General features: G+C 66.3%; 7 protein-coding genes. 4 read left to right on the top strand and 3 right to left on the bottom strand.

The genetic code is table 11. From position 1 onward, the window contains the following. Positions 1 to 144 precede the first annotated feature (144 nt). From Q0627_RS19325 to Q0627_RS19310, 4 genes are all read left to right on the top strand, one after another. Positions 145 to 303, top strand: coding sequence for a hypothetical protein (locus Q0627_RS19325; protein WP_291012337.1), 159 nt, complete (start codon positions 145 to 147; stop codon positions 301 to 303). A 92-nt stretch (positions 304 to 395) separates the two neighbouring features. Beyond that, positions 396 to 3,143, top strand: coding sequence for a protein kinase domain-containing protein (locus tag Q0627_RS19320; protein WP_298811997.1), 2,748 nt, complete (start codon positions 396 to 398; stop codon positions 3,141 to 3,143). A 90-nt stretch (positions 3,144 to 3,233) separates the two neighbouring features. Then, positions 3,234 to 5,831, top strand: coding sequence for a serine/threonine protein kinase (locus Q0627_RS19315; RefSeq protein ID WP_298811996.1), 2,598 nt, complete (start codon positions 3,234 to 3,236; stop codon positions 5,829 to 5,831). Between the two features lie 22 nt (positions 5,832 to 5,853). Continuing rightward, entirely contained in the window at positions 5,854 to 8,244 is a 2,391-nt protein-coding gene (locus Q0627_RS19310; protein ID WP_298811995.1) for a serine/threonine-protein kinase, read from the top strand. Between the two features lie 60 nt (positions 8,245 to 8,304). Here Q0627_RS19310 and Q0627_RS19305 read toward each other — a convergent pair whose 3' ends face one another. The 3 genes from Q0627_RS19305 to gltB form a co-directional block, all read right to left on the bottom strand. After that, positions 8,305 to 9,792 carry an NAD(P)/FAD-dependent oxidoreductase gene (locus tag Q0627_RS19305; protein WP_298811994.1) on the bottom strand — a complete coding sequence of 496 codons (1,488 nt, stop codon included), beginning with the start codon at positions 9,790 to 9,792 and terminating at the stop codon, positions 8,305 to 8,307. A gap of 255 nt (positions 9,793 to 10,047) precedes the next feature. Beyond that, positions 10,048 to 11,499 (bottom strand): glutamate synthase subunit beta, encoded by a 1,452-nt coding sequence (locus tag Q0627_RS19300; RefSeq protein ID WP_298811992.1) that lies wholly within the window; start codon positions 11,497 to 11,499, stop codon positions 10,048 to 10,050. Beyond that, positions 11,492 to 16,105, bottom strand: a complete 4,614-nt coding sequence (gene gltB, locus Q0627_RS19295) for a glutamate synthase large subunit (protein WP_298811990.1) — start codon at positions 16,103 to 16,105, stop codon at positions 11,492 to 11,494. Before gltB ends, Q0627_RS19300 begins: the two co-directional genes overlap by 8 nt. Between the last annotated feature and the right edge of the window lie 366 nt (positions 16,106 to 16,471).

Genomic DNA, 16,471 nt, shown 5'->3' with positions numbered 1-16,471 from the left:
GGTCGATCTATATCACGCATGTCGGGCAACCCGGTGTGCCAAGCGTGGCGCTAGCTCAATCTCGCGCAAACTTCGCGATAGTGAATTGTTCGCTAGAGTACTCAGCGTCGGTTGTTGTCGTAGTAAACGAGGATGTGACCTGTCATGAAGCTGACCCCGACGTTCCAGAACGGTCGTGGCGCCGCACGGATCCGCCCGTTCGGGGCTACCAGGCGTACCCGCACCCGTTCTGCACGCATGTTCCCCGCCGAGGCCGAGCGCCTCGTCACCCAGGCAGAGCTCCGGCGTCTGCTGTCCGCCTGACGACCCGCCCGGACCCGTCGCGGACGATCCGTGTCGTCAAAAAGGGCCGAGCCACTCCCATAGTGGGTCGCTGACCACTTAAAGATTCACCGGTGAGCAGGCTCAGTCCCGGCGACGTGTTCGCCGGCTACACCATCGAGCGCGAACTGGGCGCCGGCGGGATGGGCGAGGTGTACCTGGCCCGCCACCCCCGGCTGCCGCGCCACGACGCGCTCAAAGTCCTCGCCGCGCATCTGTCCGAGGATCCCAAATACCGCGCACGCTTCGAACGCGAAGCCGATGTCGTCGCCGCGCTGCGGCACCCGTCCATCGTCGGTGTACACGACCGTGGCGAAAGCGAAGGCCGCCTCTGGATCGCCTTCGAGTACATCGAAGGCCACGACCTCACGCGGCACGTCAGCGACGACCCACTCCCGCCCACCGAAGTCACCCGCATCATCGCCCAGGTTGCCGACGCCCTCGACGCCGCCGCCCGCCGGGGCCTCACCCACCGCGATGTCAAACCCGCCAACATCCTGCTCGACGAGGACGGACGAGCACAGCTCGCCGACTTCGGCATCGCCTACCCCGGGGACGGCGTCACCAAGCTGACCGGCACCGGCATCGCCCTGGGCACGGTCGCGTTCGCCGCCCCCGAGCAACTGCAGGGCCGCGCTGTCGACGCCCGAGCCGACCAGTACGCGCTCGCCTGTACCAGCTTCGCGCTGCTCACCGGCACCAACGTCTACATGGGGACCAGCGTCGCGGCTATCGCCGTCTCGCATGTACGCGACCCGATCCCGATGGCCGCCGACCGCGCTCCGGGACGGATCACCCCCGCAGTCGACACCGTGCTCACCCGCGCGCTGGCAAAGAACCGCGACGACCGCTACCCCGACAGCCGCGGTTTCGCCGCCGCCCTGGCCGAGGCCGTGGCCACCCCCGCGCCGGCACCGGGAGCCACCGCCGCGAAGATGGCGGCACAGACACTGATCCCCCCGACGAACACACCGCAGCCGGGCACACCACAGCAGGGCACGCAACAGCCGGGCACACCACAGCCAGGCACAGCACCGCCGGGCCGTCCGCCCGCGCCCGAGCCTCCGAGGGCAACCACCCGGAAGGATCCCCGGGTTGTCCAGCAACTCCCCTATCCCCAGTCGAAACTGCTCAGCGGACAGCCGAAGGCCCGCCCCGAACAGGATCCGACGACCACCAGGTTCAACCGGACCAGTCCCACCGAGGATCTGGCACCCCCCACCAAGCGCTTCGCCTCGCCCTACCAGGCCGCGCAGCCGACCGCCCCTCGTGGCGCGTACCAGGGGCCGACCCCACCCGAACCACCACAGCCCCGGCCACCCCGACCGGGGTCGGCTCAGCCCCCTACCGCCCGCCGGTCGGCCCCGGCCGGCACCCCCCCGGCACCCCGCACGCGGGTGTCGACAACCCGCCCCGAACCACACCGGGCGCAGTCCCTGTCGGGCGATCTCGCCTCCCCGCGGTCCGGGCCGGCGGCGATGCCACCGCCGGTCGAACGCGGCGGCCTCCGCCGGCGGGGACCACTGATCGGCGCACTCGTGCTGGTGGCGGTTCTGGTGGTGTGCATCGCCGCCTGGGTACTGACCTCCGACGACGACCCGTCCGGCACCTCGACCACCGTGAATCTGAAAACCGCACGCACCGAACCACTGTGGACGTGGAATCCGAAGGTCCTGTCCGACAATTATCAGGAAGACCTCGGAATCGTGGGCGGCACACCGGCATATGCCGTCGCGGTTAGCAAGATCGATTCCGGCGCAACCATTCTCAGCATCCTCGATACCGCCGACGGGAAGACCGAACGTACCCTAACGCTCAGCGACAAGACCATCACGATCACACGCTGCCAACAGCTCGGGGACGCCAAGTCCTCGACCGTGGCCTGCTGGGGATCGGACACCGGCAACCCGCAGCCCTACATCGTCGACCTCACGAAGGGAACCGTGAACAAGGCCGACGCCGAGGGAACCGCGTTCGCGGTGACCGGCCCGGACTACATTCTGGTCTCGAGCAACGGCGTGTATTCAGGTTCGGCCAAGGGCAAGAACTTCTCCCAAAGCGGTGTCCGGACACGCTCGGTGTATCCGCCGGTGAACGGGTCACCGGTGATCAACCTCGTCGACGACGCGGGAAACATCACGCTGCGGCAGATAGCCGCCGGCGACACCATCTATGCGTTCTCCGACGACAACACCGATGAGCTATGGCTTCCTTTCCGGAACGGTTTCGTCATCCGCAAGACCGGCTCCGATTCGTCCGTCGCGCCGCAGTTCACCTTCTACGACGGCACCGGCAACATCACCGCCGCGCTGCCCGGGTGGTGGCCGCGGCCGCCGCTCCCCCCCGACAGCGGGATACCGGCAAACGTCCCGCGGGTGCGGGTCCTGGTCAACACGGACGACCGCCTCATCGCCGCCTTCGACCCGGAGTCGGGAAAGAAGCTGTGGGAGAAGAGTTATCAATCGCGGTCCGTCACGTCCGTGCAGGGTCTGGGGGACACGATCGTGCTCACCTCCTCGGCCAACGAGTTCGAATGGTTCAACGCCTCCGACGGATCGGGCGGCCCGATATACGTGCCACCCAAGGGCGGCCAGGCCGGATCACCGCTCGGCGGCGACGGCTCGTCGTTCGCGATGCTCTCGCAGCCCGCCTACGGTGGTGCCGGTTCCCAGGAGCTGATGGTCTTCGGCAAGGACAAGTCGAGTCCGACGTGGCAGATGCGTGTCCCGTCGACGGGCCAGTACCCGGGCGCTCCCGTCATCGCCGGCGGCAAGGTCTATGCGGGCGGTGGCCTGAAATTCGGTGACCGGCGGATTCTTTAGAACCGGAACCCGTTGGGAGCCCAGCGTCGCCGGACCACGTCGTGCACAACTGAACGACGATGAGCCTCTTGGGCGACTAAAGTTCACCCGGTGACCAGCCTCAATCCGGGCGACGTGTTCGCCGGCTACACCATCGAGCGTGAGCTCGGTGCCGGCGGCATGGGCGAGGTGTATCTCGTCCGGCACCCGCGGCTGCCCCGGTTCGAGGCGCTCAAGGTTCTCGCACCACATCTGTCCGAGGATCCCCGGTATCGCAGGCGCTTCGAGCGGGAGGCCGATGTTGTTGCCGCACTGCGTCATCCGTCGATCGTGCGGGTCCTGGACCGCGGTGAGGCCGACGGCCGGCTGTGGATCTCCCTGGAATACGTCGACGGCCACGACCTCAGCGAACACGTCGGCACCGATCCGCTGCCCCTGGCCACCATCGGCCGCATCATCGAGCAGATCGCGCACGCATTGGACGTCGCCGCCACACACGGCCTGACCCACCGCGACGTCAAACCGGCGAACATCCTCCTCGACACCGACGGCCAGGCGCTCCTCGTCGACTTCGGCATCGCGCACGCGAACGACCAGAACACCGTGCTCACCGGCACCGGGATCGCGCTCGGCACCGTCGCATTCGCCGCACCCGAGCAGCTCCAGGGTCTGGACGTCGATTCGCGGACCGATCAGTACGCACTGGGCTGCACGGCGTTCGCCCTGCTCACCGGAACGCACGTCTACGTCGGCAACAGTGCCGCCGCCATCGCCATCGCGCACGTGAAGGACCCCATCCCGGTCGCCACCAAACGATGCCCCGGGCGGGTGCCGGCCACCGTGGACCCGGTGCTGACGAGGGCTCTGGCCAAGGCTCCCGACCACCGCTTTCCCGACAACCGCACGTTCGCCCGGGCCCTGACTGCCGCACTGCGCGAGGCACCGGCCACCGCGCTGCCGGAGTCGCAGGCACCGCCGACGCTACGCACCCCCGCCACCGCTCCCGGCATACCGAGGCCGGCACACGGGCCAACGCTCCCCGCGCGCGGACCCCGACCCGCGGCATCCGCCCCGCACCGTGACGCCGGGGCACCCACCGTCCGTCGGCAGCCCCCCACCCGCGACTATCCGACTCGCGACCAGCCGGCCCGGACCCCGCGGCCCGGAGGACAGACCGGTTCGTCCGTGCCGCCACGCACCCGGCCAGTGACAGCCACCCGGCCCGCGACATACCCGGATGCCCCTGCCAGGCCGGCCACGGATGCGTCCGACGAACGCCAGATCCCCACCCGGCGTGCGCAGCCCCTGTCGCCCGGTACCGCCCGTGCTCACCCCACCGATCCCCCGCGCGGTGTCCGGCCCGGTCGGCGCCGCACACTGCTGCTCGGTGCGTTCGTCACCGTGCTCCTGCTCGTAGCCGGCGTGGTCGGTGCGCGGCTGCTCACCTCCGGCGGCGGCAGCACCTCCCCGTCGGCGAGCCGCCCCGCGGCCGGTGTGCTGCTGCCCGACCTGACCTCGCCACGTACCGCGCCTGCCTGGACGTGGAAACCCGCCGCAGTGGGTTCCGGAACCCAGGTCGACATCGGAATCGTCGGCGGCACAAGCGAATATGCCGTCGCGGTCAGCAAATCTGATTCGGGTGCAACGGTTCTCGGGGTTCTGGACGCCGACGACGGTACAACCGTCCGCACGATCACGCTCAGCGACCAGAACCTTGGCGTCCGGCGCTGCCGGCAGCTCGGCGACACATCGTCGGCGCGCATGGTGTGCTTTGCCGCCGACCCCGCCGGGGGCGGTACCAACCCCTACCTGGTCGACCTCGACGCGGGCTCCGCGAAGAAAGTCGACACCTCCGGAGCCGAATTCGCGGTGACCGGCGACAATTTTGTGGTCGCCTCCGCCGGAGCCGTGTACTCGGGGACGTTCGCCGGCAAGAGCTTTGCACTTGACGATGTGCTTGTACCCGAAGCATTTCCACCGGTGTATGGGTCTCCGGTCGTCGCGGTGCAGCAACAGTCCGATGGCACCACCACTCTCAATCGGGTCACCGACGGAAAGGTGGTCTACAGTTTCGCCGCGGACTCCACGGATGCATCATGGCAACCGTTCCTGAATGGCTTTGTCGTACGCAAGGATTCACCCACGGAACCGACACTGACATTCTTCGACGCCCAGGGGGTCGCCACCGCCGAGATCAGCGGCGACTGGACGCTACCCAACCCGTCGACCGACAACCTGATCCCCGGGGCCGTCGCCGCGGTGCCCATCCTGCTCAATTCCTCCGGCAAGCTGATCGCCGGCTTCGACGCCAAGACCGGAAAAGTGCGGTGGCAGAAGAACTACCGGATGGACACCCCGGCGTGGATCAACGGTTACGGAACCCGGGTCCTGCTCGGCGCATCGGCCAACGAGTACGAATCGTTCGACTGCTACGACGGCAACGGCGGCCCGATAGTCGTGCCGCAGGACGGAACTCAGGCCGGAACACCGATGGGTACCGACGGCACCCGGTTCGCGGTACTGTCCCGGCCACAGAAGTTCGGTGGTGCCGGCAAGCTCGAACTGCTGGTGTACGCACCGGGAAGTCCGGACCCGTTGTGGCGCATGCCGATTCCCACGACTCACGAGAATCCGGGCATCTCCGTCCAGGGCGGCGGCAGGGTGTACGCCGGCGGCGGCCTCGACTTCGCCGACGGTCGGATTATCTGATGCAGCCGTCAAGGTTCACCCGGTGAGCAGAATTCACCCCGGCGACGTATTCGCCGGCTACACCATCGAGCGGGAACTCGGTGTCGGCGGCATGGGCCGAGTGTATCTGGCCCGCCACCCACGACTGCCACGTCACGACGCCTTCAAAATCCTCTCCGCGGATCTATCCGACAATCCCAGCTACCGCAGGCGCTTCGAACGTGAAGCCGATATTGTTGCCGCACTGCGGCATCAGTCCATCGTCAGCGTCCACGACCGCGGCGAGTACGACGACCGCCTGTGGATCACCCTCGAGTACATCGACGGACACGACCTCGGCGAACACACGGCCGGCAATCTGCTGCCCCTGGCAGCGATCGGCCAGATCATCGAGCAGATCGCCGATGCCCTCGACACCGCCGCCGACCACGGACTCACCCACCGCGACGTCAAACCCGCCAACATCCTCCTCCAGAACACCCGGAACACATCACGACCCGGAGCCGTCCCCGTCGCCCTGCTCACCGATTTCGGTATCGCACATGTACTCGACGATGCCACCCGGCTCACCGGCACCGGAATCGCGATGGGGACCGTCGCCTTCGCCGCACCCGAACAGCTCCAGGGCCACGCCGTCGATTCCCGGGCCGACCAATACTCACTCGCCTGCACCGCGTTCACCCTGGTCACCGGTACCGAGGTCTACTCGGGAACCAGCGTCCCGGCCATCGCCATGGCTCACGTCCACGATCCGATCCCGATGGCGACCGAACGCTCCCCCCAACGGGCTACGGCCGCCGTCGACGCCGTACTGACCCGAGCCATGGCGAAGGACCCGGCGCAGCGCTTTCCCGACAACCGCAGTTTCGCAGCCGCACTCATCGCGGCACTACACGAGCCGCCCACGCCTGACGTACCGACCGTACAGGAATGCGGAATATCACCCCAGGGCCTGAATCGGACCCCAGAACAACCGGCGACACAGTTCTTCTCGGAACAGATCACCACCCGTTTCGCGCCGACACCGCCGCCCGAACTCTCCACCCCGACCCCACCCGCGCGGCGACGAGCACTGCTGATCGGTGCACTCGTGGTAGTGCTGGTTCTCGTCACCGGGTCCGTCGGCACGTGGCTGCTGTGGCCCGACGACGGACCGGACGACGACGGGACCGCCGGTCCGGCGGCTAATCGCCTGGCGGTCGGAGCCACCCTCGCCGACCTGAAAATGCCACGCACCGAACCGATCTGGAGATGGTCACCCAAGGTGCTGTCCACCGCCCGCCAGGATAATCACGGAATCATCGGCGGTACAAGCAAATATGCGATCGCGGCCAGCAATGTGGATTCGGGCACGGCGATTCTCAGCGTCCTCGACGCCGCCGACGGAACGACCATCCGCACAATCACACTCAGCAGTAACAGTCGTGTCCGGCGGTGCAGGCAGCTCGGCGACACCTTGTCGACGCGGATGATATGTCTCGCCTACGACGAGACCGCGGGCGCCGACGATCCGAATACGTTTCTTGTCGACGTCGTCACCGGAGCCGTCGATACGGTGAACGTCTCGGGCAGTCAGTTCATGGTGACCGGCGACGACTACGTGATCGCCTCCGAGAACAACTCCATGTACGCGGGATCGCCGGCGGGAAAGAACTTCACCCTCGAAGGGATGGCTGTACCGGAAGCCTATCCACTGGTGAGCGGCTCACCCGTCGTCGCCGTCCAACCCGTATCGACCGGTGAGGCCACCCTCAGGCGGATCACCGACGGTACGATCGTCCATAATTTTCCCACTGGCGGGTCCGCCGAGTCGTGGCAGCCATTCCTGAATGGTTTTGTCGTGCGCAGGAATTCCGACGATGCTTCCACACCCGCGAAGCTGACGTTCTTCGACGCGCGGGGCATTCCCACCGCCGAGATCGCGGGCGACTGGACGGTGCTCGCCCAGCCGACCGAGAACCTGATCCCGGGGCATGTCGCCGCAACCCCCATCCTGCTCGACACCGCGCGCAAGCTGATCGCCTCATTCGACCCGCAGACCGGAAAAGTATTGTGGCAGAAGCAGTATCAGATGGATAGCCCGTCCTGGGTGAACGGCTACGGCACCAAGGTACTGCTGGGAGCCTCGGTCAACGAGTTCGAATGGTTCGACTGCTACGACGGTGCCGGCGGGCGCATCGTCATATCGCGCGACGGCCGGCAGATCGGGACACCCATGGGCACCGACGGCACCCGCTTCGCGGTACTTTCCCGGCCGGAAGATTTCGGTGCCACGGGCAGGCTGGAACTGCTCACATTCGCTCCCGGCAGTCCCGACCCGCTGTGGCGGATGCCCATTCCGGCGGTAACGTCGACTCCCGGTATCGCGGTGCTCGGCAGTGGCAAGGTCTATGCGGGCGGCGAACTCAGATACGGCAACTACCGGATACTGTAAATCCTGTCGTCTCAATGGGTTTCGAGACATGGAACGACCGGCCACCGACGCATTCCGGTTTCAGGAACTCCGTCGAACCGCCGACCCGATCGCTTTCGCGGCTTCCTTGCCGGTAACCGCACCACCTTCCATGTACCCCTGATAGTCGAAGCTCGTGTGCTCACCCGCTAAGAACATGCGGCCCGTCGGCACCGCGGCACCGGAAAATGCCGTGTACTGCCCCGTGGTGAAGCACGAATAGCTGCCCTTGCTCCATTTGTATTCAGGCCACGCGAATCGGGCCACCTTTCCGTTCCGGTACCTGGTCGCACCCGGAAACACCTGATTGACCGAACGCATGGCAAGGTCACGCTGGTGCTGGGCCGACCCCCTGGCCATCTCGATGCCGCGTTGCCCGCCCGTGTAGATAGTCAGGCTTGCCTGCCGACCCGGTTGCAGCCGGGAACTGTCCCAGCCCGACTGGATCGGCAGGTCCGTGAAAAACAAGCCGTTGTCACCCCTGTCACGCCAATAGCGGCGATCGAATCCGAGAACCAGTTTGCTGTTGGTGCCGTATACACACTGATCGATGTAGTTGCGCAGCACCGTCGGCAGGGAGACTGAGATGTCTACTTCGCGTAGCGTCGAGAACGGGAGCGTCAGAAGCAGATAGTCGGTCCGGACATCTTTGTACGCACCACTCGGCTGCCGGAACGTCAACTTGTAGCCGGCACCGTCGGGCCCGATCGCCACCAACTTGTGCCCGAGTCTGACCGGATCCCTGAGGTGACGTGCGATCGCCGAGGTGATCTGATCGGCCCCGCCGACGACCGTGTACCGCTGGTCGCTATCTCCGAACTCGTTGAAGCCGTTCTTGGTCTCGGTACCGATCAAGAAGACAAGATTCAGTGCGGACTGGACGCTGGTTTCGGCACCGTATTCGGTGAGATAGGCGACGTTGAGCAATTCCCTGATGAAGCCGGTGGCACCGATATTCACGAGATACCGGGACAGCGGAGTATGGTCGATATCGAACGCGCGTTGATTGTATTTAGTGTGGCTATCGAACTCGACACTGTTCTGATCATCAGCCAGGGTGGCGGCTATCGGCCGGAACGCTTTGACAACCTCATGCTCGGTCCACCGCCGACCACGGAAATAGAAGGACTTCGTCAGACGGCGTTCGCTCGGCGCTTCTGCGTCGAGCAGGCCGAGGCCGAATCGGCGTGCCAGTCGGAGCATCTCCTCGTGCCCGGAGTCGATCATCTCGGCACCGAGCTCGGTGGTCAGCTGCGGTCCCATGATCCCGCGTCGCGTCCAGATCCGGCCACCGACCCTGTTCGAGCCTTCGTATACGGTGGCCCGCAATCCGGCCCGATTGAGATACCAGGCGGCGTTCAGCCCGGCGATGCCTGCACCCACGACGGCGATCCGTGGCTGACCCGCAGCAGCTGCCCGCACCGGGAGTGCGCCTACCGCGAGAGCACCCAGCCCTGCGGCACCCGCCTTGAGGACCGTCCGGCGACTTATGCCCTTTTCCTCAAGGTTCTGCCGATGGGCCTCATTCATGAGGCGTGATACATCCCGGAAAATAGGTGTGTGACCAGGCATGGAGTCCAAGGCTAGGGACAATCATGACCCTGGTCAATAGCCGGATATCCATGACGGGTGATCCGGACTTCGGCCGGCGACCAAATTCAACACATTTAGTCGGATTCGTCTGATTTGCCCGGAATATCGGAAGGTTCGGCGGATTCAGACGACGGTGTCCGCAACAACTCTCACGCGAAAGTCGTTGCGGACACCGTCATTGAAGCAGGGGCCTCAGCGCTGGGCGACCTGCGTGGGAACGATCGGTGCGGGCAGCACCGTGTGACCCTCGAGGAACTTGTCAACGGCGGCCGCGGCGGCGCGACCCTCGGCGATGGCCCAGACGATCAGCGACTGGCCGCGTCCGGCGTCGCCGGCGACGAACACGCCCGGGACGGTCGAGGCGAAGTTACTGTCGCGCTTGATGACTCCGCGTTCACCCCAGGCAACGCCGAGCTTGTCGAGCAGGTCCTCGCGTTCGGGGCCGACGAAACCCATCGCCAGCAGAACCAGGTCGGCTTCGAGGGTGAAGTCGGAGCCTTCGACCTTCTCGAACCTTCCCGCCACCATCTTGACCTCGTGGGCCTTGAGAGCGGTGACCTTGCCGTTCTCGCCGGTGAATTCCTCGGTGTTGACCGAGAAGACGCGGTCGCCGCCCTCCTCGTGCGCCGACGACACCCGGTACATGAGCGGGTAGGTGGGCCACGGGGTGGAGCCGGCGCGTTCCATCGGCGGGCGCGGCATGATCTCGAACTGGTGCACGCTCTCGGCGCCCTGTCGCAGCGACGTGCCGAGGCAGTCGGCGCCGGTGTCGCCGCCGCCGATGATGACAACCTTCTTGCCGGTCGCGACGATCTGACCGGGGACGGTGTCACCGTGCTGAACCCGGTTGGCCTGCGGCAGGAACTCCATCGCCTGATGGATACCGTCGAGCTCGCGGCCCGGGATCGGAAGGTCGCGGCCGATGGTCGAACCCACGGCCAGCACGACGGCGTCGAAGTCCTCACGCAGCTCGTCGACGGTGACGTCGACTCCGACGTTGACGTTGGTACGGAAGACGGTGCCCTCGATCTGCATCTGTTCCAGACGCCGGTCGATGAAGCGCTTCTCCATCTTGAACTCGGGGATGCCGTAACGCAGCAGACCGCCGATGCGGTCGGCCCGCTCGAACACGGTCACCCCGTGCCCGGCGCGCGTGAGCTGCTGTGCGGCGGCCAGACCCGCAGGGCCCGAACCGATCACGGCGACGATCTTGCCGGTCTTGACGGTCGGCATGACCGGGGCGACCCAGCCCTCGTCGAAGGCGTTCTCGACGAGTTCGACCTCGACCTGCTTGATGGTGACGGCGGGCTGGTTGATGCCGAGCACGCACGAGGCCTCGCACGGCGCCGGGCACAGCCGACCGGTGAACTCGGGAAAGTTGTTGGTGGCGTGCAGGCGTTCGATGCCTTCGCGCCAACGATCCTTGTACACCAGGTCATTCCACTCGGGAATCAGGTTCCCCAACGGGCAGCCGTTGTGGCAGAACGGGATTCCGCAGTCCATGCAGCGGCTCGCCTGCGTCTTGAGGTGCCCCTTGTCGAATTCGGTGTACACCTCCTTCCAGTCGAGCAGCCGCAGGTCGACCGGACGACGGTCCGGCAGTTCGCGGTCGGTGTGGTTGAGAAAACCTCTGGGATCAGCCACGAGCCGCCTCCATGATCGCTTCGTTCATGTCCCGGCCGCTGGTTTGGGCGGCCTCGATTGCCAGGAGCACCCGCTTGAAGTCGCGGGGCATCACCTTGACGAAATCCTGCTGGGCGTTCTCCCAGTCGTCCAGAATCGCCTTAGCGACAGGTGAATCGGTCTCCTCGAAGTGCTCGCGCACGAGGTCGGAGACGAACCGCAGGTCCTCCACGTCGAGCGCCTCGACGTCGACGAGTTCGGCGTTCAGGTTGCCCGGGCGTCCCTCGCCTCCCTCGAGCTTGCGCTCTGGGTCGTACAGGTAGGCGATGCCGCCGGACATACCGGCCGCGAAGTTGCGGCCCGTGGCACCGAGCACGATCACCCGGCCACCGGTCATGTATTCACAGCCGTGGTCGCCGATGCCCTCGACGACCGTGGTGGCACCCGAGTTGCGGACACAGAACCGTTCGCCGACCACACCGCGCAGGAAGATCTTGCCGCCGGTGGCACCGAAACCGATCACGTTGCCCGCGATGATGTTGTCCTCGGCGACAAAGCCCTCGGGGGCGTTGCGGGCCGGGCGGACCACGATGTGCCCACCGGAGAGGCCCTTGCCGACGAAGTCGTTGGCGTCGCCTTCGAGGCGCAGCGTCACACCGTTGGGCACGAACGCACCGAAGCTGTTGCCGGCCGAACCGGTCAGCCCGATCTTGATCGTGTCGTCCGGAAGCCCCTGCGCCCCATACACCTTGGTGACCTCGTGGCCGAGCATGGTGCCGACGGTACGGTTCACGTTGGTGATGGTGGTGTTGTACTCCACCGGTTTACCGGTGTCGATGGCCGCGCGGCACGCCGCGATCAGCTGCTGATCGAGCGCCCTCTCCAGTCCGTGATCCTGCTTTCCGGAGCAGTAGAAGTCCTGGTTCATGAACGGCGACTCCGGCTGTTCCAGGATCGCCGACAGGTCCAGCTTGCCGGCCTTGGCAGAACGCCAGTGCGCCAGCGCCTTCCGCGTGTCGAGGGCCTCGGCGTGACCGACGGCCTCCTGTAGCGTCCGGAATCCGAGGCGGGCCAGCAGTTCCCGGACCTCCTCGGCGATGAACAGGAAGAAGTTCTCCACGAACTCCGGCTTACCGGCGAAACGCTCACGCAGCAGCGGATTCTGGGTGGCCACACCCACCGGGCAGGTGTCCAGGTGGCACACCCGCATCATGATGCAGCCCGACACCACCAGCGGCGCGGTGGCGAAACCGAACTCCTCGCCGCCGAGCAGCGCGGCGATCACCACGTCGCGACCGGTCTTGAGCTGGCCGTCGACCTGCACGACGATGCGGTCGCGAAGTCCGTTGAGCAGCAACGTCTGCTGCGTCTCTGCCAGGCCGATCTCCCATGGCGCACCCGCGTGCTTGAGGGAGGTGAGCGGGGAGGCGCCGGTGCCGCCGTCATGCCCGGAGATGAGCACCACATCGGCGTGCGCCTTGGACACGCCCGCGGCGACGGTGCCCACACCGAGCTCGGAGACGAGCTTGACGTGAACGCGCGCTTGGGGATTGGCGTTCTTCAGGTCGTGGATCAGCTGCGCCAGATCCTCGATCGAGTAGATGTCGTGGTGCGGCGGCGGCGAGATCAGACCCACGCCCGGCGTCGAACCACGCACCTCCGCCACCCACGGGTACACCTTGTGCGGCGGAAGCTGGCCGCCCTCACCTGGTTTGGCGCCCTGAGCCATCTTGATCTGGATGTCGGTGCAGTTGGACAGGTAGTGCGAGGTGACACCGAACCGGCCCGAGGCGACCTGCTTGATCGCCGAGCGCCGCCAGTCGCCGTTCTCGTCGTGGTGGAAGCGGCGCGGATCCTCGCCGCCCTCACCGGAATTGGATCGGCCACCGAGACGGTTCATCGCGATCGCAAGGGTCTCATGGGCTTCGGCGGAGATGGAGCCGAAACTCATTGCGCCGGTCGAGAATCGCTTCACGATCTCGCTGGCCGGCTCCACTTTGTCGATCGGGATCGGGTCGCGGTCACCGAAGTTGAAGTCGAACAGGCCGCGCAACGTGCCCAGCTGCTGCGTCTGGTCGTCGACCATCTTGGTGTACTCCTTGAACACCGAGTACTGGCCGGTGCGGGTGGAGTGCTGCAGCTTGAACACGGTGTCCGGGTTGAACAGGTGGTATTCACCCTCACGGCGCCACTGGTATTCGCCGCCGACCGGGAGTTCGCGGTGTGCGAGCTCGGTGGGCCGGTCGGTGAACGCGAGTGCGTGCCGGGCGGCGACGTCGTCGGCGATCTCGTCGAGGCCGATGCCGTCGAGCTGGCTGTTCAGGCCGGTGAAGAACTCGTCGACCGTCGCCTGGCCGATGCCGATCACCTGGAACAGCTGGGCGCCGGTGTACGAGGCGAGCGTGGAGATGCCCATCTTGCTCATCACCTTGAGCACGCCCTTGGACGCGGACTTGATGTAGTTGGCGCGCGCCGTCGGGAAGTCGACGCCGGTGATCGCACCGCGTTCGATCATATCCTCGATCGACTCGAACGCCATGTACGGGTTGACCGCTGCGGCGCCGAAACCGACCAGGGCCGCCACATGGTGCACCTCGCGGCAGTCACCGGATTCGACGATCAGGCCCACACGGGTGCGCTGACGTTCGCGCACCAGGTGGTGGTGGACGGCGGCGGTCAGCAGCAGCGACGGGATCGGCGCCAGCGTCTCGTCAGATTCGCGGTCGGACAGCACGATGATCGAGATGCCGTCCTCGATGGCCTGGCTGACCTGGGCGCGGACGTCGTCGAGCGCCCTGCGCAGGCCGTCGCCGCCCTCGGCGACCGGGTACAGGCCGTAGATCTGCCGGCTACGCAGGTGCGGTAGGTCGTTGTCCTCCTCGATGCGCACCAGCTTGGCAAGGGCATCGTTGTCGAGGACGGGCATCGACAGCACGATCCGCCGGCACGACCCGGGTCCCGGGTTGAGCAGGTCGGCCTCGGCGCCGATGGTGGCGCCGACGCTGGTGACGATCTCCTCGCGGATCGCGTCCAGCGGCGGGTTGGTGACCTGCGCGAACAGCTGCTGGAAGTAGTCGAACAGCATCCGCGGGCGCGACGAGAGCACCGCGATCGGGGTGTCGGTCCCCATCGAACCGATCGCTTCGAGGCCGGTACGGGCCATCGGCGCGACCAGCAGGTTCAGCTCTTCGTTAGTGTAGCCGAACACCAGCTGCCGCAAGTTCACGCGGTGGTGCGGCATGTGCTCGTGCGGGCGGCTCTTGAGGTCATCGAGCGTCAGCAGACCCTCGTCGAGCCACTGCTGGTACGGGTGCTCGGCGGCCAGCTCGTCCTTGATCTCCTCGTCGTCGACGATGCGGCCGGCCTTGGTGTCCACCAGGAACATGCGGCCCGGCTGCAGTCGCAGTTTCTGCACCACGTCGGCGTGGTCGACGTCGAGCACGCCCACCTCCGAGGCCATCACGACCAGACCGTCCTTAGTGACCCAGATGCGGCTCGGGCGCAGACCGTTGCGGTCCAGGACGGCGCCGACGACGTCACCGTCGGTGAAGCACACCGACGCCGGGCCGTCCCACGGCTCCATCAGCGACGAGTGGAAGCGGTAGAACGCCTTGTGCTCGGGCTTCATGGTCTCGTGACGTTCCCACGCCTCCGGGATCATCATCAGCACCGCGTGCGGCAGGCTGCGCCCGCCCAGGTGCAGCAGCTCCAGCACCTCGTCGAAGCGGGCGGTGTCCGAGGCACCCGGGGTGCACGCGGGGAAGATCTTCTCGGCGGCATCCTTACCGAACGCCGAGGTGTCGATGAGCGCCTCACGGGCCCGCATCCAGTTCTCGTTGCCGGTAACGGTGTTGATCTCGCCGTTGTGGGCGACGCGCCGGAACGGGTGTGCCAGCGGCCACGACGGGAAGGTGTTGGTGGAGAACCGCGAATGCACCAGACCCAGGGCCGATTCGAGGCGATCATCCTGCAGGTCGAGGTAGAACTCGCGCAGCTGCGGGGTGGTCAGCATGCCCTTGTATACGAAGGTCTTGCCCGACAGGCTCGGGAAGTACACGGTCTCGCGGCCGGGGCCGTCCTGACCCGCGCCCTTCTCACCGAGTTCGTACTGCACACGCTTGCGCACGACGAACGCGCGGCGCTCGAGCTCCATGTCGTCGGCGGCGTCGCCCGACAGCGAGATGAACAGCTGCCGGAAGGTGGGCATGGCATCGCGGGCCAGCGCGCCGATCGATGAATCGTTGACCGGCACCTCGCGCCAGCCGAGCAGCCGCAGCCCCTCGGATTCGACGATCTTCTCCACACCCTCGCAGGCCAGCCGCGCATCCTCGGCACCCTGCGGCAGGAACGCGATGCCGGTGGCGTACGCGCCTTCGGCGGGCAGCTCGAAGTCGACGCTCTCGCGCAGGAAACGATCGGGGACCTGCAGCATGATGCCCGCACCGTCGCCGGTATTGGGTTCGGCTCCCGCCGCGCCACGATGTTCAAGATTGACCAGCGCCATGATCGCCTTGTCGACGAGGTCGCGGCTGCGCCGACCGTACATGTCGACGACGAACGCGACACCACAGGAGTCGTGTTCGTTGGCAGGGTCATACAGGCCCACGGGGCCCGGAGCGTGCTTCATAATCGGCCTCACTTCGTACGCGGCGTCGCCTGCGCACCCGAGTTCACGGTTTCGTCTGCGGTCACAGATCACCTGGATTCACAGTTCGACTGGGGACTTCCGGAGTCACTCCAAGAGGCGGCCCCGACCAGGGCGCGGTTGTGCCGCGTGCGGTGGGGGGACCGATCTCGCCGACTGTTGCGTCACCCAGGGCTGCCAGGGCTGTCCGACGCGCGGTTGGAGCAGGTGTCCGGTTCGTCAGCGCCGTTGCTGACCCGGCCAGCGCCGTTGCTGGCCCACTATCTTGCCCGCCGACAACCAACGAGGGCTGTGTGATGCCGACGACTCAAGAAGCATCGTCGGCTATTTTCTCACGCTGTGTGCCAG

Origin of the sequence: uncultured Gordonia sp. (assembly GCF_937858515.1) — a bacterium.
GTDB lineage: Bacteria > Actinomycetota > Actinomycetes > Mycobacteriales > Mycobacteriaceae > Gordonia.
Note: the sequence above shows the minus strand (reverse complement) of the source record. Positions and strands in the feature narration are given on the sequence as shown.